The 24,127-nt window shown below is 42.0% G+C and carries 22 protein-coding genes; 5 read left to right on the top strand and 17 right to left on the bottom strand.

Annotated elements, in window-relative coordinates; all coding sequences use genetic code 11:
- The first annotated feature begins 39 nt into the window (after positions 1–39).
- Together HX021_RS05305 and HX021_RS05300 are read left to right on the top strand one after the other, a co-directional pair.
- On the top strand, positions 40–588 hold the full coding sequence (locus HX021_RS05305; protein ID WP_286588990.1) for an RNA polymerase sigma factor: 549 nt from the start codon (positions 40–42) through the stop codon (positions 586–588).
- Positions 578–1,285 carry a hypothetical protein gene (locus HX021_RS05300; protein ID WP_286588989.1) on the top strand — a complete coding sequence of 236 codons (708 nt, stop codon included), beginning with the start codon at positions 578–580 and terminating at the stop codon, positions 1,283–1,285. The genes HX021_RS05305 and HX021_RS05300 overlap by 11 nt, the downstream gene beginning before the upstream one ends.
- A 68-nt stretch (positions 1,286–1,353) precedes the next feature.
- Here the strand turns inward: HX021_RS05300 and HX021_RS05295 are convergent, their stop codons facing one another.
- From HX021_RS05295 to HX021_RS05260, 8 genes are all read right to left on the bottom strand, one after another.
- Positions 1,354–4,527, bottom strand: a complete 3,174-nt coding sequence (locus HX021_RS05295) for a TonB-dependent receptor (RefSeq protein WP_286588988.1) — start codon at positions 4,525–4,527, stop codon at positions 1,354–1,356.
- 208 nt (positions 4,528–4,735) lie between these two features.
- Complete coding sequence (locus tag HX021_RS05290) at positions 4,736–5,305, bottom strand: nitroreductase family protein (protein WP_286588986.1); 570 nt, start codon at positions 5,303–5,305, stop codon at positions 4,736–4,738.
- Positions 5,306–5,327: 22 nt separating this feature from the next.
- Positions 5,328–6,590 carry a peptidase T gene (pepT, locus tag HX021_RS05285; protein WP_286588984.1) on the bottom strand — a complete coding sequence of 421 codons (1,263 nt, stop codon included), beginning with the start codon at positions 6,588–6,590 and terminating at the stop codon, positions 5,328–5,330.
- 120 nt (positions 6,591–6,710) lie between these two features.
- Positions 6,711–7,520, bottom strand: a complete 810-nt coding sequence (locus HX021_RS05280) for a DUF4197 domain-containing protein (protein WP_286588983.1) — start codon at positions 7,518–7,520, stop codon at positions 6,711–6,713.
- 110 nt (positions 7,521–7,630) lie between these two features.
- Positions 7,631–8,467 carry an endonuclease/exonuclease/phosphatase family protein gene (locus tag HX021_RS05275; protein WP_286588982.1) on the bottom strand — a complete coding sequence of 279 codons (837 nt, stop codon included), beginning with the start codon at positions 8,465–8,467 and terminating at the stop codon, positions 7,631–7,633.
- Positions 8,468–8,482: 15 nt separating this feature from the next.
- On the bottom strand, positions 8,483–9,250 hold the full coding sequence (locus HX021_RS05270; protein ID WP_286588980.1) for a glycerophosphodiester phosphodiesterase: 768 nt from the start codon (positions 9,248–9,250) through the stop codon (positions 8,483–8,485).
- A 242-nt stretch (positions 9,251–9,492) separates the two neighbouring features.
- On the bottom strand, positions 9,493–10,140 hold the full coding sequence (locus tag HX021_RS05265; RefSeq protein ID WP_286588979.1) for an HD domain-containing protein: 648 nt from the start codon (positions 10,138–10,140) through the stop codon (positions 9,493–9,495).
- Positions 10,133–11,311, bottom strand: a complete 1,179-nt coding sequence (locus tag HX021_RS05260) for a THUMP domain-containing class I SAM-dependent RNA methyltransferase (protein WP_286589315.1) — start codon at positions 11,309–11,311, stop codon at positions 10,133–10,135. The genes HX021_RS05265 and HX021_RS05260 overlap by 8 nt, the downstream gene beginning before the upstream one ends.
- Before the next feature lie 77 nt (positions 11,312–11,388).
- Here HX021_RS05260 and HX021_RS05255 point away from each other — a divergent pair, with 77 nt between their 5' ends.
- Positions 11,389–11,763 (top strand): DUF3127 domain-containing protein, encoded by a 375-nt coding sequence (locus tag HX021_RS05255; RefSeq protein WP_028071867.1) that lies wholly within the window; start codon positions 11,389–11,391, stop codon positions 11,761–11,763.
- 205 nt (positions 11,764–11,968) lie between these two features.
- Complete coding sequence (locus HX021_RS05250) at positions 11,969–12,433, top strand: copper resistance protein NlpE (protein ID WP_286588978.1); 465 nt, start codon at positions 11,969–11,971, stop codon at positions 12,431–12,433.
- 19 nt (positions 12,434–12,452) lie between these two features.
- On the opposite strand, the gene HX021_RS05245 is transcribed toward HX021_RS05250, so the two are convergent.
- The 5 genes from HX021_RS05245 to HX021_RS05225 form a co-directional block, all read right to left on the bottom strand.
- Positions 12,453–13,454 carry an acyltransferase gene (locus tag HX021_RS05245; protein WP_286588977.1) on the bottom strand — a complete coding sequence of 334 codons (1,002 nt, stop codon included), beginning with the start codon at positions 13,452–13,454 and terminating at the stop codon, positions 12,453–12,455.
- Positions 13,455–13,464: 10 nt separating this feature from the next.
- Positions 13,465–14,619, bottom strand: a complete 1,155-nt coding sequence (locus HX021_RS05240; protein WP_286588976.1) for an MFS transporter — start codon at positions 14,617–14,619, stop codon at positions 13,465–13,467.
- Between the two features lie 215 nt (positions 14,620–14,834).
- Positions 14,835–15,320 carry a fumarate hydratase gene (locus tag HX021_RS05235; RefSeq protein ID WP_286588973.1) on the bottom strand — a complete coding sequence of 162 codons (486 nt, stop codon included), beginning with the start codon at positions 15,318–15,320 and terminating at the stop codon, positions 14,835–14,837.
- 48 nt (positions 15,321–15,368) lie between these two features.
- Positions 15,369–16,766 (bottom strand): class II fumarate hydratase, encoded by a 1,398-nt coding sequence (gene fumC / locus HX021_RS05230; protein WP_286588971.1) that lies wholly within the window; start codon positions 16,764–16,766, stop codon positions 15,369–15,371.
- Between the two features lie 180 nt (positions 16,767–16,946).
- Positions 16,947–17,516, bottom strand: coding sequence for a hypothetical protein (locus tag HX021_RS05225; RefSeq protein WP_286588969.1), 570 nt, complete (start codon positions 17,514–17,516; stop codon positions 16,947–16,949).
- Positions 17,517–17,927: 411 nt separating this feature from the next.
- Between HX021_RS05225 and HX021_RS05220 the strand changes: the two genes are divergently transcribed.
- A complete protein-coding gene (locus HX021_RS05220) occupies positions 17,928–19,538 on the top strand; it encodes a S41 family peptidase (RefSeq protein WP_286588967.1) in 1,611 nt (536 codons plus the stop codon).
- Here the strand turns inward: HX021_RS05220 and HX021_RS05215 are convergent.
- Genes HX021_RS05215 through mutL form a run of 4 tightly spaced genes read right to left on the bottom strand, consistent with a single transcriptional unit; the run spans position 19,528 to position 24,103 of the window.
- Positions 19,528–20,691, bottom strand: a complete 1,164-nt coding sequence (locus tag HX021_RS05215; RefSeq protein WP_286588965.1) for an endonuclease/exonuclease/phosphatase family protein — start codon at positions 20,689–20,691, stop codon at positions 19,528–19,530. The genes HX021_RS05220 and HX021_RS05215 overlap by 11 nt on opposite strands.
- A complete protein-coding gene (locus tag HX021_RS05210; protein WP_286588964.1) occupies positions 20,636–21,514 on the bottom strand; it encodes a rhomboid family intramembrane serine protease in 879 nt (292 codons plus the stop codon). The genes HX021_RS05215 and HX021_RS05210 overlap by 56 nt, the downstream gene beginning before the upstream one ends.
- 11 nt (positions 21,515–21,525) lie before the next feature.
- Complete coding sequence (locus HX021_RS05205) at positions 21,526–22,206, bottom strand: rhomboid family intramembrane serine protease (protein WP_286588962.1); 681 nt, start codon at positions 22,204–22,206, stop codon at positions 21,526–21,528.
- A gap of 16 nt (positions 22,207–22,222) precedes the next feature.
- The gene (gene mutL, locus HX021_RS05200; RefSeq protein ID WP_286588960.1) at positions 22,223–24,103 is read right to left on the bottom strand and encodes a DNA mismatch repair endonuclease MutL; all 1,881 of its coding nucleotides are present in this window, start codon (positions 24,101–24,103) and stop codon (positions 22,223–22,225) included.
- Positions 24,104–24,127 lie beyond the last annotated feature (24 nt).

The following is a 24,127-nucleotide window of genomic DNA, read 5'->3' as shown; positions in this document are numbered from 1 at the left end:
ACCGTATCTTATATCATCATTAAGGTGAAAGATTAGCGCATGAACGAAAAAGAGTTATTGCAACATTATAAAACGACCGGAGATTTGTCTGCGTTGGGGAAATTATATTCACCTTATATGTCATTGCTCTATGGTGTGTGCTTCAAATATTTGCAAGATCCCGATCGCAGTCAAGATGCTGTTATGCAGATTTTTGAAGAACTTATCACCAAATTGCGTCAATATGAGGTTGACAATTTCAAAAGCTGGCTGCATGTATACAGTAAGAATTATTGCCTGATGCAATTACGTAAAGATAAACGTACATCACAGGTGGATATTGAGGATAACCTGTTCGAAAGTGAGCAAAAGCTGAATGACAGCAGCGATACGAAGTGGGAGGAAAAGGATTTTGAAAAATTGGAAGGCTGTATGCAGACCCTAAGTCCAGAACAGGAACAATGTGTGCGGTTGTTTTATCTGGAACAAAAGTGCTATAAAGATATCGCGGATTTCACAGGGTATGATCTGAACAAGGTCAAGAGTGCAATCCAGAATGGTAAGCGCAATCTGAAGATCTGTATGGAAAGGAAAGAAAATGGAAAATAATTATCAATTATCACGAATTCATAATTACATCCATGGTTTGATGAGCAGGGAGGAAATGTTTCAACTGGAAAGAGAAGCATTGGAAGACCCCTTTTTGCAAGATGCCATAGATGGATACCGATTGCAGAACGGCGTAGATGCGCGACAGCTAAGCTTGTTGCAGCAACGGCTAAGCCGCCGGGTAGAAGAAACGATCGCTACGAGACATGCACAATATTATACCTGGCAACGACTAGCGATCGGTGCCACGGCAGGAGTGATCTTTGTAACCCTATTGGCATTACTCTATTTCAAGCACTTTGATGGAAAGGCTGAGCGCACAACCGATGTAGAATTGAGCGAACCTGAAAACAGCATCGCCATTCAACCATTGTTGGATGGTGGCGATGCGACACCGCGAGAGGGATGGAAAGCATTGGAGACCTATTTAAATACACATGCAATGATGCCTGCACAAGGAGGAGTGGTCATCATCCATTTTGCGGTAGGCCAAGATGGTTTGCCTATCCATATTCAAGCTGAAGGGAAAACCATGCAATCTCTTGTTGAAGAGGTTATTCGATTGCTGCGGTCTGGCCCCAAATGGGAGGGGACAAAAGGTCGTTTAAAGATCACATTCCCCGTCAAGGAAGAAAAGACTGCTGTACAGGTGAGCAGTATAAAGCCGCCGCATTGTTTTGTTATAGAACCGAAATAATGATCTTGGTAAAAATAATATTGCCATTCCTAAGGATGGCAATATTATTTTTGAGTGGTTCTAAATGCTTAAAAAGCATATCTCAGGCCAAGCTGAATTTGATAAGGGTTACCATTTAAGTTGGATACCCCCACTCCAGAACTCATCTTATAAACATATTGTTGGTTGGCTGCATCAAAGCTTTTGATCGCATAGAGGTTCTGTTTTCCTAGATTATGCCCCACACCCCAGCTTTTCTTCAGGAGATTGGCCACATTGAATATATCGATGGAGGCTTCAATACCGTGGTTTTTATAAAACTTGATGTTTTTTGCCAGATGTAGGTCAAACACGCCATAAAAACCATTTACACCACCATTCCGTTCAGCAACCTGGCCTAAGTTGTCATTGATATAACTTTTGATGCTTTTCTCAGCATTTGGATCATCTAATATTGCCTGGATGCCATTTTTAATATACTCCGGGGTATTTTTATTGTTCGGATCATAGACAAAGGCAAGATCATTTGAGCTGACAAAGTCACCGTTGACATTTCCGTTGACCGCTAGGGAGTACCGTGTTCCGGCGATACCACTAAAGCGCAATCCCATGGATACGCCCCACAATGAAGGCATTGTCCCATAGAAAACAACTTTATGTCTGAATTGATTATCTGAATAGGTCATGCTACTTAAGTCACGTGGATCATCTTTGACCATCAAAGATAAAGTTGCTGTGTTGGCTACATTACCATTATAGGAGGTGTTGTCTTTGGTATCATTCCAGGTATAGGACATGGTGATCTGACCATCTTTATAATAACGGTAGGTTCCATCCAGCACGACCGTGTATGCGTTATTTTTTCCTTCACTGTTCATCTCCAAAACCCGACCTACTTGCTTGGTTTTACGACTGTTGACCCAGTTAGCGGTACCATTGCTTGTATTAATACTTGCAGCAGGGACATATACTCCCCGATTGCCTTCGGCAGCAAGCCTGAAATATGGATCTTCCACCATATTGCGGTCTACATACATATAGTTGTTACGGCCCCAAGTTCCGTAAGCACTTAAACCGATGCGTAGGGAAGGGGTGAAAAAGTGGTTGATGGAGATGTTCGCTTTATAGACTGTGGGAACTTTCACATCTTTACTGTTGGTATTGATGGTGACGAGTTTTTCAATTTTTGGGTTATCTAAAAGCTCACGTCCTGGTGCCGAATCGGGATCCTGACGATAACCAGGGAAATTGGGCTTAGGTATTAATGCCGGATCGGTGATATCCACACCCGCAATCCGTGAACCGTCAAACAACATATTGTTCAACATCGAATATGGGTTTAGTGCCGAACCGAATATTCCGGCCCCAAACCGGATAATATTTTTCTTTTCCTCGTTGATATCCCAATTGAACTGTACACGAGGCTGTAGCTGGAATGTATTTATACCATTGTCTGTTGAAAGTCCCAGCTCATCATATACAGTTTGATTGAAAGCCGCTTTTTTAAGGTACTTGGTGTTGTCCAAACGTAAGCCGGCCACCACATCTAAACCACGGGTAATTTGGGCTTCCATCTGTCCATAAACGCCAACCGCGAGATTATTGACCACCGTGTTTTCCTTGTCAGTCATGTAAACATCTCGAGCATAGCGATAAGGGGTCAGATTGTCGAAATTTTGCAGGCCAGTAAAGTAAAAACGACCGTTCATCTCGCTGCCATAACGGAAATCCATATTCGTGTACATGATATCCGCCCCAAAAGTATATTTTATCTTATCCGTATTGTAGTATAGGTTATTGACCAATTGCAGCATGTTCCCATTGAACCATTCGGGCGAGAATCGCTGTCCGCCAAGCTGGATGGAGTTTGTGTATTCATTGGCCCCATCTGTCGATTGAATGGATTCGACGATAGCTCTTGGAATACTGTGCGACTGATCAAAACCATCCACATTATGCTGAGCTTCCGACCGCTCATAAAAATGCTGTATCTTCAGGTCATTGGTCAATTTGGAGCTGATTGAAGTCCTTAAGGAGGCCATGAGACTATTGTTGATATACTTCCTATTCATATAGGACTCATACGCATTGATGCCAGTATTGTCGCCTTCCTGTTGGTTGTCAGCGTCATAAACAAAATTGTTGCGTATGGTCAACAAGTTCTTTTCATTGAGCTGCCAGTCGATCCGGGCAAATGCAGCATCCGTTTTTTTCTTTTTGTCGAATGATCCGAACAGGCGGTTTGCACTGGCACCATATTTATCTATTGCAATCTGGGTAAAATCATCTAAAGTTGCCTGAGTCACTTTATAGCGTGCAATATCTTCCGGCGTCTGAATATCTGCGATCTGAAGCGGACGGGTATCTATCTGACGGTCCCAGGTCACAAAAAAATGAGCTTTATCCTTGATGATTGGCCCACCCAGGGAAAAACCATATTGATAAGTTGAAAATTTCTGTTTCCGTGAGGTACCATTGAGATTGTATTTACTTGAAAGCCAGTCTGCCCGGGCAAAAGTGAATGCACTTCCGGTGAGTACGTTCGTCCCTGATTTAGTGACCGTTGTCACACTACCACCACCACTGCGGCCGAAAGTAACATCATAATCATTAGTGACCACTTTAAATTCCCGGATCGCTTCCATGGAGATCGAATAAGCTCCACCACTGTTACCACCAGCGACTGTGCTACGTGAATTCATCCCGTCTACCGTGAAATTTGTGGACGAGGCGCGTTGTCCCGCCAGATTGGTTCCGCTGCTTACAGGAGAAAGATCAATCAAAGAGGAGAAATTCCGCCCATTAACAGGCATTTTTTTAAGATCATTGGCTGTAATAGCGGTCGATGCACCTAATGTTTTGATTTTATTTTTCAGATCAGCAGCGGCCCCCTGTACAACGACCTCTTCAAGCTGAGTTTCTGCTGATGATAAATGGAAATCCACATTGAGCTCGTCTCCATAACTTAATTTATAGTCCGTTTTCTTTTGCTCAGCATAGCCAACGTGATTGACCATGACCGTGTAGGGTGAGCCTAGCGGCAATTGTTGAAAGGTATAGACACCATTTTGATTGGTCAAAGTAGTCTGTCTAAAACCCGTGGATTCGTTCTTAACGGATACCGAGCTGCCTTTTATAGGTCCATTGCTGTCGGTGATTCGTCCCGTGATCGTGGCTTCGGTACCTTGGGCCCAGCCTCGGTGCGGAATCTGAAAAAACGTGATAATGGTTAAGAGTAGAAACCAAACGATGTTTTTCTGCATAATAATGTTCGTTTTAAGTTGATCAGTATGTGTCACAAATATGTTGCGAAATTATCCGTATAACATTGTTAAATGGTTAAACCCATATTATCAAATATTTAAGAAAACTTTGGCGGTGCGATCTGACAGATACGAACAAACTAGAAAAACAAAGCAAGGGCCCGAAATTACTCGGGCCCTTGCTTTTTTGGTCATATAAATCTTGTGCTTATTCCTCCCAGCGGATTTTATCTGCAATAGGTGTACGGACAGGCTCACGTTCATCTGATTGATGGTGCCCCAGGTAGAACAGTCCGATACATTTTTGGTTTTCTTCCAGATTTAAGAAAGCACCTAAATGATTGATCAGTCCCGGGCTAGCCCAGTAACCGCCGATCTGGAGTGAATGTGCGGCTAACCACATATTTTCTACGGCAGCAGCCGTACAGGCCAGTTCTTCCCATTCAGGAACTTCACCTGTGTAGTTAACAACAAGAGCAATGGCAACATTCGATTGTGTTGCTTTTTTGCCCATATTGATTTCTGTTGCTTCAGTATATTTTTCAGCCGGTGTGACTGACTTGTAAATACGTGATAATTCCGCGCCTAAGCGTTGCAAACCTTCCTTGCGAAAGATGACAAAACGCCAAGGTTGTGTCCGTTTATGTGTGGGGGCAGCATTGGCAGCTTCCAGTATGCTGATAATGTCTTCTTTGCTTATTTCTTCTTCTGTAAAAGATGCCTGAAATACGGATCTTCTGTAATGTATTGCTTTTAATACGTCGTTTTTCAATGTCATATGATTGATTTTATGCGTTATTTTATGCTTTCTCTTCCCATAAAGATACAACATGCAGGATAGTTTTGACGGCTTTTTCCATATCTTGTGCGGATACCCATTCCTGTTTTCCGTGAAAAGCATGGCCACCGGCAAAAATATTGGGGCATGGTAAACCCATAAAAGAAAGGCGTGAACCATCTGTACCACCACGTATACTTCTTCTTTCGGCAACCATACCAGCCCTGCGGATAGCTTCCATACCGATTTCCATAATTTCCGGATGTTGATCCAAGACTTCTTTCATATTACGGTATTGTTCTTTGACAGCGAAAGTATAGGTGCAGTTTGGATATTGTTCTACAATCGATTTGGCGATAGCCTCAAGCTCATCTTCATGTTTTTTGAGATTGGCGGTCACATGGTCACGAACGATAAATTGAATTTCAGCTTTTTCCACGGCCCCACTGATCTGTACAGGATGCACAAATCCATCTTTTTTATTGGTGCTCTCAGGTGAAAGTCGATCTTTTGGGAGTGCATCAATGATCGCACTGGCAATCTTGATGGCGCTCTGCATCTTTCCCTTGGCAAATCCTGGGTGAACAGATACACCGTGTATTGTTAATGTTGCTCCATCAGCTGAAAAAGTCTCATCCTCGATTGTTCCCGCTTTTTCGCCATCCATCGTGTAGCCAAAGTCAGCACCCAAACGCTTTAAGTCAGCTTTGTCAACCCCACGGCCAATTTCTTCGTCCGGAGTAAATAAGATCTTGATATCACCGTGCTTGATCTCCGGATGTTTCATCAATAGGCGTGCTGCATCCATGATCTCAGCTATACCAGCTTTATCATCAGCGCCCAGTAATGTCGTCCCGCTAGCAGTAATCACATCGTTTCCAATCTGATTGGCCAAATCAGGATGCTCCGCATATTTGATGATAATGCTGTTGTCATCTGGAAGCACCAAATCTTGTCCTTGGTAATTGTGGTGTACTAATGGTCTGACATCTTTACCTGAAGAATCCGGTGAAGTGTCCATATGAGAACAGAAACAGATGACCGGGACATTTTTTGTTGTATTCGAAGGGATCGTTGCATAAATATAGCCATTGTCGTCCATTGCGGCGTCTGAAATACCTAATGCCAGTAATTCTTCTACCAATAACCGGCCCAGATTTTTCTGCTTTTCAGTCGATGGGCATGTCGGAGAATTTGCATCTGATTGTGTGTCAATCTGTACGTAGCGCTGAAATCTTTCCGAAACCGAAAAGGCACTTATGTTATTAATCTCAAATGTACTCATTGTAATCGCCTTAATGTGATAAGGATGACCAAATTTACAAATTCTAACGGGCTTCGGGTAAAAACAAACAAGACTTGTCAATAAACTGACAAGTCTTGTTTATTGGAACTGTGAAGGTTCTTATTTTTTTTCATCGGCATAACCGAATACTTTCTGCAAAATATTGGTGTTTCTGCTGCCGCCGATATTATTTCTGATTTTTGACTCCTGATCGGCTACTTTTATAAAAAGGCCATCTATTGCTTTTTGAGTCACATAGGCTGTTAGATTCGTTTCTACTTTGTTGCTTAATGGCAGGTTGTTATAGGCTGAGGTCAGTTGTGTCCAATATTGGTCAACGTTGTTGGCACCCATGGCCGATTGGATAACAGGACTGAATTTATTGGTCAGCTCTGCAGATGTATTGGTTTTGAAGAATGTTGTCGCAGCATCCGGTTTACTCCCTAATAGGATATTCGTTGCGTCGGTAATGGTCATTTTTGAAAGCGCATTGACAAATACTGGGGCGGCCTCTTTAACGGCTCCTTCAGCTGCGCGATTCATACTTTGGATAAATTGGTCACAGAGCTTGCCCATACCTACCGCACGGAGTGCCTTCTCAACTTTTTGCGCCTCTGTAGGCATCAATATTTTTACTGCTGCATCGCCTAGAAAACCATCTTTTTTTGCAAGAGATTCAATGCTCAGGTTAAGTCCATTGCTCAAAGCCTGTTTGATACCTAAAGAGGCATCTTTACTGGACAACGATGACACTGTACTGGAACCTGCAGGTGATGTCGTGGCAGCAGTAGCCGTTTTTGTGCTATCAGTCTGCGTCTGGTTAGCTTTGGTCAATGATTCGGTGATTTTTTTTAAAATCTGTGCCTCGCTATGACTGGAATAGAAGAGCCCTGAGACAAGTAAAGTGCAATATAATAATGGAGATTTCATCTTGATTTGTTTTGTTGTCAAAATTAAGCATATCGACAAAAAAAGCAAACCCCAAAAGGAGTCTGCTGTTCTATACGGAATAAAAAGTTGCATGCTTACAAATTGTCCGGCTACTTCCAGGAGAGCGTGGTTGCCACTGGGAAGTGATCCGATGGAAACTTACTCATGTATGTATCCGTCAAGATACCATATTTCTTTACCTGAAAAGGCTTGGTGATAAAGATATGGTCAATGCGGCCTATTGTCCGAATACTTTTGCCCCACCCATTGAATGAGGAGTTCGGTTCGTATCTGATTGGGGACATCTCGTGCACATCGGTGACCACTTTGCTGTTGGCAAGTGTGAAATAGGCTTCATCTTTTTCGTCAACATTAAAGTCACCTGTTAAGATTAAAGGGAGATCCTTAGCAAATTCCTTCGCTTTGGCTAAGATCAATTTGGCACTTTCAGTCCGTGCGGTTCGACCGATATGGTCAAAATGCGTATTCATGAAAATAAAGCGCTTTTTGTTGGCCTTATCTTCAAAAATACCCCAGGTACAAATACGTGGTAATGCTGCATCCCAGCCTTTGTTAGGATGTTCGGTATCTGTGGGGGAAAGCCAGAAAGTACCACTTTTGATCGCTGTAAATCGCTGGGTATTATAGTAAATTGCTGAATGTTCGCCTTCCTGTGCACCATCATCACGTCCTACCCCAACATAATCAAATCCAGGAAGGAGCTTTTTCAGATCCTGAACCTGATCGTAGAAACCTTCTTGAATGCCAAAGATATCAAAACCATGGTATTTGATCAGGTTGGTCAAAGGGACTTTCCTGTCATTCCACATATTGCCCGTATCTACGGTATTTCGCTGACGAATATTATACGATGCAGCAATAAAGTCTTGTGCATAAGAAATGTAGGAGAAGCAGATCGCTGTAAATAGAATTAAATATTTTCTCATTAGAACTGTAATTTTTTATTTTTTTAATACTTGCATCAACAATTCGGGTTCATCTGTAGTGATGAGATCAATTTTTTGGTCGATCAGGTTATTCATCTCCTCTTGCGTATTAACCGTCCAGGCATTTACTTTCATGCCGAGTGTATGTGCATCTTGCAGCCAGCTCGCATTCTTTTTAAAGACTGAAAAATGATAATCCAGTCCATTGATGCCAGCAGCATTCACATCAGCCGGAGATTTGTCGCCGTTAAGGTATTGAATATTGGCTTTTGGAGCCAGCTCGTGTATCTTTTGACAAGCTTCAAAACTGAAAGCAATATAATCCGTTACTTTTTCAGCTTTTAAGTTTTTGACCATCTCGACAGCCTTTGTTGCCGACTCAAGCGTACGCTCCAAACCTAGCTTGTTGGTTTTTAGTTCAAGGATAAGACGTAAGCCTTTCAATTTTTTGCCAGCTTTGAGATAGGCCTCCAAAGTGGGGATGGATTCCCCATTAGGGTGTTTCTTGGCCAGCAGCTCCTGATAGGTTGCGGTGGCGATATCAATTCCATAAAAATCGTTGTCATGATTGATCACCAACACATTGTCCTTAGTCAGGTGTACATCAAATTCAGAGCCGAAGAGTTTAAGGTCATGCGCTGCTTTTAGTGAAGCTATTGAATTTTGTGGAAGATGACTGTTTTTCCATACTCCGCGATGCGCTATTGCTTTTGTCTGGGCAAATAGTGCCGAAGATGAAATGATCATTGCCAGTGTCAGGCAGGTAAAAAGGTGTTTTTTCATAATATAAATAATTATTGATAAGTGCATGTTTTCATTGGTATCAATGCGTCCACTACACTCGTTTTGCCTTTTAAAGGCCTATGGAATATCCAGCGTATCATCCGTGTTTACGTTTTTACAGCTGGATATTTCATATGGGGTTGTTTAAAAGCCGGTTGATTTCAGAAAAAAAGTGGTACTTCCTATCCTGATTCACAAGATCTAAAGTACCACTTTTATATTTAGGAATTGTTAACTGTAATTTATTTTTTACCATTCCACTCGGCCATGAATTCATCCAGGAATCCAAGCATATACTGGTGCCGATGTGCAGCGATCTTTTTGGCCGCGTTGGTATTCATTCTGTCTTTTAATAGCAATAGTTTTTCGTAGAAATGGTTGATGGTCGGTGCTTCCGAATGTTTGTAGGCTTCTTTATCCTTATACTCCTGCACAGGAATATTAGGGTTATACATTTCCCGGCCTTTGTTTCCGCCGAAGCTAAATGCACGGGCGATACCAATTGCACCGATAGCGTCCAAACGGTCAGCATCTTGCACAATTTCCATTTCCTTCGAATGGAAAGAGATTTCCCCTAAGCTTGCCTTGAAAGACATGTTAAAGATAATTTTCTTGACATGATCAATGATTTCAGGAGAAATTTCAAGACTCGCCAGAAACTCTCCAGCAACACGAGGGCCAATTGTTTCGTCACCTTCATGGAATTTACTGTCGGCGATATCATGCAGCAATGCTGCCAGTTCACAGACCATGACATCAGCTTCCTCATCTTCTAAAATTAACTTCGTATTGTTCCATACGCGCTGAATATGCGACCAATCGTGGCCTGCTTCTGCAAATTTCAAACGATCTTGCACAAATGCGACTGTGCGTTCAATAATGTTATTCATACAATACTTTTGTTTTTTCGCGAGTACCCTCGTATAATTCGTATTCTAATAATCTACAATCTAATTTACCATTATAAAACTCTACGCGTCTGGACGCACGGAGCCCGATCTTCTTTGCTAGATCCGGATTCCCTGTGAATATATAGCCCCGATAGCCTTTACACTCCTGTTTCATAAAATCACCCATACGCTTATAGGTGATTTCCAGTTTCGTATGTGTACCCAAACGTTCTCCATATTCTGGATTAAATAGGATGACACCGCTTTCTTTAGGAACGTGAGTTTCGGCAAAATCGCATACCTCAAAAGAAATTAATTGTTCGACCCCAGCCGTGCGGGCATTCATTTTTGAAACATTGATCGCTTCTTCAGAGATGTCTGTGGCAATAATTTGAGGAGTTGCCTTTTTGTTGATCTGATCTTTTAACAACCTGCGCTCCTGAAAGAATACAGTCTCATCATAACCAATGAAATGCATAAAGGAGTAGTTCATGCGCAATAAGCCAGGTTTTCTATTTGTAGCAATCAATGCAGCTTCAATGGCCAGTGTCCCAGATCCGCACATCGGATTAACAAAGGGAGAGGCACCATCCCATTTTGATGCGATAATGGTAGAAGCCGCAAGAGCTTCCAACATAGGAGCCTTTCCCGGAATTTTACGGTAGCCATGCTTGGCAAGCGTTTCACCCGAGGTGTCCAGAAAAATCTCGGCACGGTCATCTTTCCAGTACAGATGTACCACAGCTTTATTGTTGTCCGGTCCCGAATTAGGGCGCATGCCTTTCTTCGATTTGATACGGTCCACGATCGCATCCTTGACCTTTACATTGGCAAACAGCGGGGTGCTGATCGTCTCATTGTCCACATTCGAGCTGACGGAAAAATATCCGTCAAACTGAATCAGTTCCTCCCAGGCAATCTTACTCAGTTCTTCGTAAAGTTCCGTAGGATTGTTTGCCGTAAATTCCTTTAAGGAATATAGAATCTGGGAAGCCGTGCGTAAGTTCAGATTGAGTTTGATCGTATCATTGATACTGACCTTTAATTCGACTCCAGTAGGGAATGCTCTGACAATGTCAAAACCTAACGCTTTAACTTCCTGTTGCAAATAAGGCGATAAGCGTTTATTGCACGTTATAATAACTTTATTGGGGGTGTTGAAAACTTCCATCATATTTTGTACAAAGTTAATTAAACTCTTCCTCAAAAATTGCTTAATTTTACGCTTTAATATTTATTTTTTTGATTATGGAAATTAGAGGAAAAGTACACGAGATAGGAGCGACACAACAAGTGACCGAATCATTCAAAAAACGTGATATGATTGTAGCTTATGCCGAAAACCCACAATTTGTTGAATATATCCGCTTTGAAGCAACACAAGACAGAACTTCAATTTTTGATAACCTTGCTATTGGTGAAGAGGTCGAGGTATCTTTTAATCTACGCGGTCGTCCCTGGACTAATAAAGATGGGGTAACGACTTATTTCAATTCATTGGTAGCATGGCGTGTAACAAAATTAGGAAACGCTGCTCCAGCACCATCTTCTCCAGGTTACGCGGATATGCCAGCCCCGGTTGATTTATCCGGCTCATCAGATGATGATGATTTACCATTTTAGTCTGAAATAAAACGTCTCATTTCTGTTGCGATAGGGCTTAGATCGTTGGTCTGATGCCTATATTGCCGCAGTATAACATACTGAAAGAAGGCTTCCGACCGAAGCCTTCTTTATTTTTTAAGGAAAATTGTTTTTTCCAACAAAATGTTTTTCTTGGCGCTGAAATTGCTTGTTATAAGATATTTTAAATCAAAAGATAACCACGATGAAATCAACAGTATTATTTTTTTGCTTGGCTGCTTTTTCCTTGAGCGCCTGCAATCAAACCTCAAAAGATAATCAACAAGCAGCAACAACGGATTCCCTGGGACACGAATCCATGGCCATGGACACCGTCCATACCTCCCAAAACTCTTTGGACTGGGCAGGGACCTATGAAGCAACCATTCCTTGCGCGGACTGTGAGGGTATCAAGACCAATATTACACTAAAAAATGATAATAGTTTCTCCATAACTAGTGAATACATCAATAAGAACAGCAGAGTCGTAGATTCGGGTAAAGTGATGTGGCACGATAACGGATCCGTGGTTCATCTGACCGGAAAAGAAACCAATATGAAGTTGAAAGTAGGCGAAAATAGACTAATCGGTTTAGACCAAGAAGGTCATGAAATTGAAGGACCAAACGCGCACCTTTATGTCTATAATAAAGTTGAAGGCGAAAAATAAACAGCAACCTTCGGTTGGATTAACCGCTGACATATTTCCCCAGTGGTAGCTTTCGCAAACAATAGGTCAATAGCGCACTGGACAACAGTGTGAGCACGGCGGCTACAGGAATTTTCCATAAGGTAGATAAAGGCACCAATGGATGAATGTAGTTCAGTAATAGAATATGGCAGAGGTAGATGCCAAAGCTCGTATTGTCGATAAATTCCCAGAATGGATGCAGGCGTTCTGGGAGTTTCATGCTTTGAAAAAAAATAAAAATAAAAGCCGTGCTGAGCGCAATATTGGGCGAAAGATAATTATATAAGCTGGGGTCAAATTCCCTTTTTTCAAAGCTTAAGACGGCAGTTCCCAGCCCCGTAATCAAGCAGCAGAACACAAAATACAGTAGACTTGACCACATATTGTTTGTAATTGGGTACCGATAAAGATAATAGCCCAGTACGAGATAGCCGATATAACCGGAGAAAAATACGAGATCAAGATTGGGCAGATAAGCATTGAGCCATCCATTGGTGAAAAACAATGCTGCAAACCACAGGTACAAAAAGATTTCAACTTCTCTTTTCGAACAGTTTCGGATCATTTTCCGTAAAAAAGGAATCGCTAAATAGAGTCCGATAAGCATATATAGGTACCATAGATGTGCATTGCTTCCTGATTTTAAGCGAATTAACACAATGTTGACAACTTGTGGAAAACTGACGAGCTCAAAATCGATGTACCTAATGAAATAATAGATTAAATAGATGACCGTCCAGAAGAGAAACGGTGGAACAATTTTGAGCAAGCGCTTGTGGTAGAATGGCCCTATATTTTCATCTTTCTGTAGCAGTAAGGCTCCAGAAATGGTGACAAAAAGGGGTACTGCATAGCGCGAAAAGCTATTGATCCAGTTGGCATAATTCCAATCGAAGGAATTGGGGGCATAACTGTTGAGATACCCCGAAGAAGAATGAATCAGGATAACGAGAAATATCGCAAGGATACGCAGTACACTAATATAACTACTTCTGGGCATTGCTTATTGATTATGCGCTTTTGCTGTCGTAAACCCGAAGATACAACAATGTCAACAAAGCACCAATGCTGGCCATACCCACACCGACCAAAGATGGGGTATTATAAGCTAACCCATACGTGATCGGGATCCCCCCTAAAAATGCGCCTAATGTATTGCCGAGGTTAAAAGCTGCCTGTCCACCGGCAGCAGCCAATGTAGCCGCTTCTTTGGAAGCCCGTATCAACATAAGTTGTGTAGGGGAGCCGATGGTAAAGGAAACCAATCCAGTAATGAATGCTAAAGGATAAGCCGTCCAGCCCAGTGGGGATATAAAGTACACCATGATCAAGCAAAGTGCCATGGCTGAAAAACTTGCAATGGCTGCTTTGGTGGGGGAGATGGTATCCGCCAATTTTCCGCCAATAAGATTTCCGAAAAACATACCGATGCCGATCAGGATCATAATCAGTGGCACCCGATCTGCTGCAATACCTGAAACATTGGTGACCAACGGTGCAATATAGCTGATCCAGGCGAATAGCCCGCCCGTGCCAATGGCAATGATAGCCATTAATAACCAGGCAATTTTTTTATTGAAAAAACTCAATTGGCTGAAGATATTATTGCTTTTGGAAGCCTCAATTTTTGGCATCCAAGCATAGATTGCCGCAAAAGTAATGAGTCCTAATATACTGATAATACCATAGGTGAGCCGCCAGGAATAATGATGGCCCAGATAAGTGCCGAGTGGCACTCCAGCAAGATTGGCAATGGTCATTCCCGTAAACATAATAGAGATGGCCTGTGCTTCTTTTCCTTTGGGGGCGAGCTTGGCTGCCACCACCGACCCTACACCGAAAAATGCCCCATGCGGCAGTCCCGCCATGAAACGCGATAGGCTGATCAGGAATTGCCCCGGGGCAATACTGAATAGGCCATTGAAAATAAAAAAGAGCAGCATTAAAAAGAGCAAAACCTTTTTTGGTGGATATTTGCCCGTAAATAAGACCAGTGTTGGGGCTCCGACCACGACACCCAATGCATAAAGGGCAATCAAATGGGCTGCAGTGGGAATCTCAACGTGTAGATCCTTAGCAATATCCGGTAAGATGCCCATCATGGTGAATTCGGTCATCCCGATGGCAAGTCCTCCAAAAGCTAAAGCAATAATTCCTTTGTTCATATGGATGGTTGGAAGTTGATAGGCAAAAGTAAAAATAAAAAACGGGTTATCACATGTTGATTTGTCCATCGATGTAATAATCCCTTTAGACGAGCCTATCGATCAAGAAAAGGTAAAAGTAGGTCTGCCAAAGGCCTGTATAGATAACAAGGATTAAAGACAGCTCGTAAGCCGCTTGCTTGAACACGTAAAGTCTCAATACTAATATCTTAATACTAATATCTCTTTTTAGGTATGCAGGTAATATCTTTGGTTTTTCTGAGCACAATAGGGCGTTGGTCAAACCGGCTTTCCAAAACGACGGAGTCAGCGGAATGGTGCACCACCTTGAACCGGGGGATATATTGCCCCGAAAGATAGCAGCCCGAGATTTTCTGCTTGCCATTGACTTTGGTATAGATGCCATCGACAATGATCGAATCCCCCCGTAGAACATAGATGCCTTTGGCATATTCTGTCCAAGAACCCTGGTTATAACAGCTGTCCGGAACCGTTTGTACCTTGTTATTTACGTGCATGACCGCATACACGGAGTCGCAGGTAAACCTAAATTCCCGCAAGGTAAATTGCATCATCTGCTGTTGCCCGGGGATACTATCCTGTACCCATTCCCCCTGTAAAAAGGAAGCACCTTCACTTTGCATATCCGAATTGAATCGGCAGGCAGAAAAAATGAAAAACATACCTATGGCAAAAGCCAAGAGGTATGTTTTTGATAATATATTTTTTAATGAAATAACAGTCACAGCTTATTTTAAACTTCCAACCATATCTTCTGGTTTTACCCAGGCATCAAAATCCTCTGGAGTTACATAACCCAGACGTACAGCTTCTTCTTTCAATGTAGTGCCATTTTTATGCGCTGTTTGTGCAATTTCAGCAGCTTTGTAATAACCAATTTTTGTATTTAAGGCCGTTACCAACATCAATGAGTTGTCAACCAATTCTTTAATACGTTTGTAGTTTGGCTCAATACCGGCAGCACAGTGTTCTTCAAATGAAACGCAGGCATCACCCAATAAACGGGCAGACTGTAAGAAGTTTGCGGCCATAACAGGTTTAAAAACGTTCAGTTCGTAGTGGCCCTGTGTACCGCCGATGGTGATGGCGACATCATTGCCCATTACTTGTGCAGCAACCATTGTCAAGGCTTCACATTGTGTAGGGTTTACTTTACCTGGCATTATTGATGATCCTGGTTCATTCTCAGGGATCAGGATTTCACCGATACCCGAACGTGGACCTGAAGCCAGCATACGAATGTCATTCGCAATTTTATTCAATGCTACAGCCAACTGTTTCAATGCACCATGAGTTTCCACGATAGCATCATGAGCCGCCAATGCTTCAAATTTATTTTCAGCGGTTACAAAAGGAAGACCCGTAAATTCAGCAATATACTTGGCAACAACCACGTCATAGCCCTTTGGCGTATTCAATCCTGTACCCACTGCTGTACCACCCAAAGCAAGCTCTGATAGGTGGGAAAGTGTATTTCGTAATGCCTTCAAACCATGGTTCAATTGGGCCACGTAGCCTGAGATCTCTTGGCCCAAAGTCAATGGTGTTGCATCCATTAAGTGGGTGCGGCCAATTTTAACGACGTTTTTGAATTCTTCCGCTTTTTTTGCTAAAGTATCGCGTAATTTTTCCACGCCCGGGATCGTCACTTCCGCCACAGCTTTGTATGCTGCAATGTGCATTCCGGTGGGGAAGGTATCATTAGATGACTGTGATTTGTTAACATCATCATTCGCCTTTAATACCGGCTCGCCTTCTCCGATTTTATGTCCAGCTAATACTTGGGCACGGTTGGCCACAACTTCATTTACATTCATGTTGGACTGTGTACCCGATCCTGTTTGCCAAATTACCAATGGAAATTGATCATCCAGTTTACCCGCCAGGATTTCGTCACACACCGCAGCAATAGCATCACGTTTCTCTACGGGTAATACACCCAACTCATGGTTTGCATAAGCTGCGGCTTTTTTTAGATAAGCAAAACCCGCGATGATTTCATGTGGCATAGAAGCTGCCGGTCCGATTTTGAAGTTGTTGCGTGAACGTTCTGTTTGAGCACCCCAGTATTTGTCTGCAGGTACCTGAACTTCACCCATCGTATCTTTTTCAATTCTGAATGACATATTGTGTTTGTATAAGTAAAACGTAAAAATAAAAAAGTGATCTGTGCTCAGCACATGATACACCATGTACAAAGTTACAGGATAATACGGTAAAAAGTCAAAATTAAGCGGTAAAAATTAAAAAATGGAAACAGTAAGTGGCCCGTGGGCTTGTGTAACCAGAATCTGAGTACGTACGGCTCAATAGCCCAGACGCTTAGTCAATGACTCATTGACATGATGAAACACCTGTTTCGGTTTTAAGGTCCGCCATGAAAGTTCATGCAGGGCTCCGCCAAAATTGATATAGTAATCGATATTCTGCTGCTGGAATTCTTCAATGACATGCTCCCGGAAGCCGATACCGGCAATCCAGCCATCATCAATATCCTGAAACCATTCCTCATAATAAGAATCATCTGAAGCATGAAAATTCAAAACATTTTCACCAATAAGGATAAAATATTTGATGCCCTGACTGATCAATACATCGATGATCTCTCTTTTGAGTAACATGATGTCATTATAGATGGCATCATTCCATTCCCCAATTAGCTCGATAATACAGTATTGAAGCTCATAATCGACAAATAAGATCTTCAAGTATAGGGTGAGCGAACCGAATTCATCCCATTGTGGATGTAATAAAAAGTTATAGATCTGCTTGTCAAAATCGAATTCGCTATAAACCGTGCCATAGAATGGAGACTGTTCGTCCTCGGCAGCAATATAGTAGTCACGCCAATTGTAATATGGTTCGATTTCATGCATATAATAAATTCCTTTTCTGCTTCAAACTAAGATAAATTTACGGTTATTTGCAAGTTTATTTGCAGGCTATAACAACAAATTTACGGCTGTGTGGGAGGGATGGCTTCGTTCCGTATGAAAAACTTGCTGGACCAGAGAAATCATCCCGTTTAATGCTGTGGGACAGGAGCCTGATGTTTTTGTTTTTTATGTAAAAATATGCGTCAATTTACTCGTTTAACCGAATAAACTTGCTACTTTTGGATAGAAGCCATCAAAAACTATTATGCACCGATTATTTAAATCAATCTGGTTCATTCCTGTGTATGCGCGTGTATTGGGTTGATGAGGGTTTCATATGTATATAATTTGTTTTTATCCATGTTTGTGTTTTTCAAAAATGGGTATTTTATAAGTTTATGATGGTTCCCCATGCAAAAAAGTATTAAGCGAAATATCTTCGTAGCTGCTACATATGCTGCAGTATTGCTTCTTGGCTTACTGTTGGGACAGAACTATGCCGAAGAACAGGGAAATAACCAAAAGACAACCTTCTCCAGCTTAAGCTCCCGGGGAAATTCCGACAAATTGCAATACCTTATCCAGCTGATTTCTGAAAACTACGTGGACAATATCAGTATTGATACCGTACAGGATGAGGCTATTGAACATGTCGTTTCCCGGCTTGATCCTTTTTCTACCTTCTTGCGGCCCAAAGAGGTGTTGGCAAAACATCAGACTCTCGAAGGGTCCTTTGATGGGATAGGTGTGGAGTATTTTCGTTTGAAAGATACCTTGCTTGTGGTAGGCTTGGTGTCAGGGGGGCCAGCGGAGAAAAGTGGGATGCGGATTGGGGATCGCATTTTGAAGATCGGCAATAAAGACCTAGCCAGCGGAAAAGTTACTGAAACTGAAATTGACCGGTTGATCAGGGGGAAAAAAGGTTCTGCCGTGCTGATCTCCATTCAGCGGAATGGTCAGGAACTACATACGCCCCTCAAGGTCATTCGTGATCAGGTGAATGTTTCCAGTTTAGATGCCTCCTATATGATTGCCCCCAAGACGGCCTATATCAAAATTCGGAGATTTGGACACAAAACGGCCGATGAATTTAAACAATCCCTGATTGATTTGCGTAAAAGTGGTGCCCAGGACCTTATCCTGGATCTGCGAAATAATGGTGGTGGATTTGTACATACAGCCATTGATCTTGCAGGTCAGTTTTTTAAAGAGAAGCGGTTGTTGATGTACACTGAAGGCGCCAATGAATTACGTCGGGATTATTATTCGGAGAAAGCCGGAGAATTTGGAGAGGGACGTGTTATTGTCCTTATCAATGAAAGTACCGCATCTGCCAGTGAAATTTTGAGTGGAGCGTTGCAGGATCTGGATAGAGCCACCATTGTAGGAAGAAGATCTTATGGAAAGGGGCTTGTCCAAGAACAGTTTGATTTTTCTGATGGCTCTGCGGTTAACCTGACAGTAGCACGTTATTATACGCCACTTGGCAGATGTATTCAACGTAAATATACCCGTGCTAATTTTGACGTAGCCAAATATATGACCGGCTTTGATCTCTGGACACTCGATACCGAGTATAGCCAGAAAGAAATGTTTACAACGAGTAAAGGCAAGCTGGTTTTTGGTGGCGGTGGGATTTTACCCGATGTGAATATTCCGATCGATACCAATGAGACAAGTGCAAAGTATCGGGAGATTTTTCATTCCAATGCGATAGAGGAATTTGTGTACGATCGATTTACCCGACATTTACCCGCATATTCCATTGAAAATTTTATCAGTGGCTACCATTTACCCGCTTCAGAATTTGACTTATTTATTCACTATCTGAACACCCAAAAGAATATTGCTGTCACTGCCCGCGAGGCGGAAAATCTCCATGATTTGATCCAGTCCGATATTGAGGCCTTAGTAGGACGCTATTATTTCGGAAGAGAAGCCTATTATAAGATCAAAAACCGGAAGGATAAGTTTATTGAAATAGGGTTAAAAACATTGGGATATCAGGTGCCTAAGGCTTAAGTCGGAGGTCGGACCATACTGGATAGTGATCCGATAACTTTTGTTTGACTACCTGATAATTCAGGATTTCAAACTTGGGGCTGGCAAAGATATAATCGATCTGAAAAATAGGCAGCAGCTCATGATGTGTAACACCCCAGCCATGTCCTTTTTCCTTAAAAGCATTATACATGCCATCACCGATTAAATTGACCGAATAGCTCATTGGGGTATCATTGAAATCCCCAACGGCCACGTAGGGATACTGACAATTGTTCATATGATTTTTCAGCGAATGAGCCTGTTCACTGCGCAGTTCAAACGCATTTTTCAATTTTCTGCTCAACCGGCGGGGGGCGGTATTGTCTTTCTCATTCTTGTTGGACAGATTCTGGATAAACTCCTTGTCCTCATTCTGAAGGGCAAATGACCGTAGATGTATATTGTAAACACGGATCAGCGTATCCTGCTTCTTGATGTCTACATAGCTGATTCTATTGATGCCGTAATGGTTATCACTGATGGTGCCCGAATCGTAGATCGGAAACCGGGACAGGACAGCCATACCATAGGCCTCATAGTCATTCTTGGAGCTTGGTTCAAAGAAGAAATAGTCGTAATCCAGTTTATCTTTGAATTCTTCCGAAAAGACATGTTTTCCTTTGATCTTACTGATATATTCCTGGAAACAGATGACATCAGGAGATATGCTGTCGATCATATGGACCACATCGGCTTTAAAATTTTTTTTCTCATCGTCCACTTTTTTAAATAAGTGCGCATTGAAGGTCATGACACGCAGCGTACGCGTTTCAGGTGGCACAGGACCATTTTCTTTCCGAATGTTCCAGTGTTTAGTTAAAAAGGGCCAGCCGATCAAGATTGTCACCAGTGAATAAAGTGCAATTTTACGTTTACGGAGTAGCCAATAACAGATAAAACCGATATTCACGATGAGAATAGGGAGGTAACCCAGCCCTAAAAATGCAATTGGCCAAAAAGATTTTGGATTGATAAAAGTAGCGGCATAACTCAACAGCAATGCAATGACCGCAAGCATATTCGCCAGGAACATTGTTTTACTTATGAATCCAAGTTTTCGTCTTAAAAATGTCCTTCTATCCATCAACCTTGTCGCCACTATTGCTTGCTCTAAAGAGCGTTTCTTTTTCATGGTTTGTCAGACTTTCGTAGCCAGAGACAGAAATTTTGTCCAAAATGGCATCAATTTCGTCCTGATTGGGTAAGTCATAACGATGTTTCCGATGTGTCGGTATGTTATTCCCTACAACAACTTTCATTTTTGCAGGTTTTTTTTGTTTTCTCTGAAAAATTGTAGACCAGTCCATACCCGACTTGAGGGCATAAGTAAAAGCCATTCCGAAAAGTATGACCGCAAAATACGAAACTGCAGCAGGTCTGTTCCCGATCGTGAAAAATAAGAACTCCAATGCAAAATAGATAATGGCAATCACTTTTAATTTAACTGTGCCGAATAGTAAAAGACGCAATTCGTAGTTAGGGACCAGCACGACAACTGCGGCTAGCGTGGCTGCTAAAGGATGCGCTCCACCCATTAGATGCAGTGTGCTGGGCATCGGAAGAATGGAGCCAAAGCCTACGTAAAGTATGCTGCTGAGAAGCCATGAACAGATATAGACAAAATAAAATTGTCTCTTGTTCAGAAAAGTGAAGAATATCTGACCTACCCAGTAAAGCCAAAGGCTGTCAAAAATTAAATTTAACAACTGTACATATACAAAATTGGATGAAATCAATGACCAAGGTTGCGCTAGGAAACCGGCAAAGTTACTTGGTAAGCTCAATCGTTGTACAATAGGCTGTAGAAAACTCTGGGAAACAATCTTTAACTCAAAAAGAAGGTCCAAAAAATAGATGAGGACAAATAAACATACCTGAATACTGATCACCAAGGGAATTGGTGAGCCTGTTTTATATGTTTGTCTCCAGAAATCTTTTAAACCGATATTATTCATTGCATACGATATTAATAAATTCCTTTTCTAATCTTCCAGATTTTAAGCAGCAGGTAGCCAAATAAGGCTCCCCCAACATGGGCCAAATGGGCCACCGAATCGCCGGGTCTGGACAAGCTCATATAGATCTCGATCAAGATAAAACCACCGATCATATATTTCGCTTTGACCGGTACAGGGATAAACAAAAATTGGAGCGGTATGTTTGGAAAAAGGTAGGCAAAAGCCAGTAACACACCGTATACGGCACCTGAGGCTCCCAACATCGGTATTCTATACGTAAGGGCTTCATAGTTGCCCGTATTCGATAAGGCAAGGATTTCACTGCCACTCATTCCATGGAGTGGAAAAAATGATCCTGTCGCTTGATATAACTGGATCCCATTGACTGCAGTATACAGAAACCAGGCTCCAATGCCGGATATTAAATAAAAGTTCAGAAAACGTTTGGGACCAAGGACATGCTCGATCATAGGGCCAAACATCACCAAAGAGAACATATTAAAAAATATGTGGCCAAGATCAGCATGCATAAACATATGGGTGATGATCTGCCAGATTTTGAAAAAAGGTGAATCAGGATAATAAACCGGAAGATAGGCATCTGCAATAGGCACAAATTGTGATCCTAAAAAGAATACAATATTTACGATCAGTAAATTTTTGATAACGGGAGTCAATTGTGGAAACATCTTGTTTTTTTATCTTCTAGTTTTTGCCAAATTTTTCAGCCAATTCTTGCAATGTAAATGTTACGATCACCGGGTTGCCATAGATGGAAGTATTGGGTGATTGACAAGCAAAGAGCTTATCAACCAATTCTGCCATAGCCGTGTTGTCAAGCGGTGTGCCTGGCTTGATTGCCGCATTGCGGGCAAGACTTTTCGCGAGATTTTCCCGCTTAGCGAGCTTATACTCGGATTGATTGTTTTTATAATCTTCCAATATCTTCTCGATCATCTTTATTTCATCAAAGCCAGTACCGAGGTCTGCAGGAATTCCATCTATAATATAAGAATTTTTTCCAAATTCACGAATTTGAAATCCTAACCCATTGATGTCATCCAGTATGTCTTTCATCAATTCGTTGTCTGCGGCATTCAGATCGATAGTCTGCGGAAACAGGCTCTGCTGACTCAGACCTTTATGCTGATCCAGTTGCGCAAGGAATTGTTCAAAAAGAATACGTTCATGAGCCGACTGTTGGTCAATCAGGATAAAGCCCGAATGAATCTGCGAAACGATATACTTGTTGTGTAACTGAAAGAACAGCTTGGAAGAGGCCTTATCTTCTACCTGGATATGTTGTGGGCGGTCTGTTTCCAATTCCGCTTCGGTATGTAAGGGGAGCTGAACAGATTCTTCTTTTTCAACAATTTGATACAAGGAGTCCCAGTTGCTTGGTATCCCACCCGTTTTCTTGGCAAATCCTTCAGCATAATGATCCGATCGCGAATAATTTGACGTTGATTTGTCCGTATCAAAGGGGTTGAAGTCGGGGTTAAAAGTCACCGTTGGAACAATGATCTCATCCAGTGATTTTTTTGTGATCAAATTGGAAAAACTCGTCTCCTGTTCGAAATCCAGCGAAGGCATGATATTATATCGACCTAAAGACCGCTTTACTGCTGAACGGATGATAGCATAGATGGCTTTGTCATCCTCGTATTTGATCTCCGTCTTCGTTGGGTGTACATTGATATCAATACGGGCGGGGTCAATATCGATAAACAGAACGTAAAAAGGAAATGTTTCTGCCTGCAGAATTTCTTCATAGGCATTCATAACCGCATGATGCAAGTAAGGATCCCGTATAAAACGTTTATTGACGAAAAAGAACTGTTCACCACGGGTCTTCTTGGCAAATTCAGGTTTGCCGACAAATCCTTCTATCTTGATAATGGAAGTATCTTCTTCCACAGGAACTAGCCGTTGGTTGTAATTATTCCCGAAAATATGGACAATCCGTTGTTTCAGTGTTTCGGCTGGCAGATGGTAAATTTCATTGCCATCACTATGTAAAGTAAGGAAAATCTGCGGATTGGATAATGCGATACGTTGAAATTCATCAATGATATGGCGCATTTCCACCGAATTGCTCTTTAAGAAGTTCCTACGGGCAGGAATATTGTAGAACAGATTTTTGACTAAGATATTTGTTCCTGCAGCAACTGCTTCGGGGTATTGATTGACCACCTTTGAGCCTTCGATTTCAACGACAGTACCCAGTTCATCTTCTATACGACGTGTTTTGAGCTCAACCTGTGCAATCGCTGCAATGGAGGCCATGGCCTCACCGCGGAAGCCCATGGTGCGGATCGCAAATAGATCTTCAGCCTTTCTGATCTTTGAAGTCGCATGGCGTTCAAAGCAAAGACGTGCATCTGTTACACTCATACCACAGCCATTGTCAATAACCTGGATGAGCGATTTGCCTGCATCTTTAACAATAAGTTTTATTTTGTCAGCTCCAGCATCAATGGCATTCTCAATCAATTCTTTAATGGCAGACGCTGGTCGCTGCACCACTTCTCCCGCCGCAATCTGATTAGCAACATTATCTGGAAGTAATTGAATAATATCCGACATATAGTACAAAGCTACGAAATATCC

The sequence above is a fragment of the Sphingobacterium sp. N143 genome, from assembly GCF_030325625.1.
GTDB lineage: Bacteria > Bacteroidota > Bacteroidia > Sphingobacteriales > Sphingobacteriaceae > Sphingobacterium.
This window is presented reverse-complemented; position numbering and strand designations above follow the sequence as displayed.

Coding starts and splice junctions, on each gene's coding strand:
- HX021_RS05305 (WP_286588990.1), top strand. CDS start 40: ATGAACGAAAAAGAGTTATTGCAACATTATAAAACGACCGGAGATTTG.
- HX021_RS05300 (WP_286588989.1), top strand. CDS start 578: ATGGAAAATAATTATCAATTATCACGAATTCATAATTACATCCATGGT.
- HX021_RS05295 (WP_286588988.1), bottom strand. CDS start 4,527: ATGCAGAAAAACATCGTTTGGTTTCTACTCTTAACCATTATCACGTTT.
- HX021_RS05290 (WP_286588986.1), bottom strand. CDS start 5,305: ATGACATTGAAAAACGACGTATTAAAAGCAATACATTACAGAAGATCC.
- pepT (WP_286588984.1), bottom strand. CDS start 6,590: ATGAGTACATTTGAGATTAATAACATAAGTGCCTTTTCGGTTTCGGAA.
- HX021_RS05280 (WP_286588983.1), bottom strand. CDS start 7,520: ATGAAATCTCCATTATTATATTGCACTTTACTTGTCTCAGGGCTCTTC.
- HX021_RS05275 (WP_286588982.1), bottom strand. CDS start 8,467: ATGAGAAAATATTTAATTCTATTTACAGCGATCTGCTTCTCCTACATT.
- HX021_RS05270 (WP_286588980.1), bottom strand. CDS start 9,250: ATGAAAAAACACCTTTTTACCTGCCTGACACTGGCAATGATCATTTCA.
- HX021_RS05265 (WP_286588979.1), bottom strand. CDS start 10,140: ATGAATAACATTATTGAACGCACAGTCGCATTTGTGCAAGATCGTTTG.
- HX021_RS05260 (WP_286589315.1), bottom strand. CDS start 11,311: ATGGAAGTTTTCAACACCCCCAATAAAGTTATTATAACGTGCAATAAA.
- HX021_RS05255 (WP_028071867.1), top strand. CDS start 11,389: ATGGAAATTAGAGGAAAAGTACACGAGATAGGAGCGACACAACAAGTG.
- HX021_RS05250 (WP_286588978.1), top strand. CDS start 11,969: ATGAAATCAACAGTATTATTTTTTTGCTTGGCTGCTTTTTCCTTGAGC.
- HX021_RS05245 (WP_286588977.1), bottom strand. CDS start 13,454: ATGCCCAGAAGTAGTTATATTAGTGTACTGCGTATCCTTGCGATATTT.
- HX021_RS05240 (WP_286588976.1), bottom strand. CDS start 14,619: ATGAACAAAGGAATTATTGCTTTAGCTTTTGGAGGACTTGCCATCGGG.
- fumC (WP_286588971.1), bottom strand. CDS start 16,766: ATGTCATTCAGAATTGAAAAAGATACGATGGGTGAAGTTCAGGTACCT.
- HX021_RS05225 (WP_286588969.1), bottom strand. CDS start 17,516: ATGCATGAAATCGAACCATATTACAATTGGCGTGACTACTATATTGCT.
- HX021_RS05220 (WP_286588967.1), top strand. CDS start 17,928: ATGCAAAAAAGTATTAAGCGAAATATCTTCGTAGCTGCTACATATGCT.
- HX021_RS05215 (WP_286588965.1), bottom strand. CDS start 20,691: ATGAAAAAGAAACGCTCTTTAGAGCAAGCAATAGTGGCGACAAGGTTG.
- HX021_RS05210 (WP_286588964.1), bottom strand. CDS start 21,514: ATGAATAATATCGGTTTAAAAGATTTCTGGAGACAAACATATAAAACA.
- HX021_RS05205 (WP_286588962.1), bottom strand. CDS start 22,206: ATGTTTCCACAATTGACTCCCGTTATCAAAAATTTACTGATCGTAAAT.
- mutL (WP_286588960.1), bottom strand. CDS start 24,103: ATGTCGGATATTATTCAATTACTTCCAGATAATGTTGCTAATCAGATT.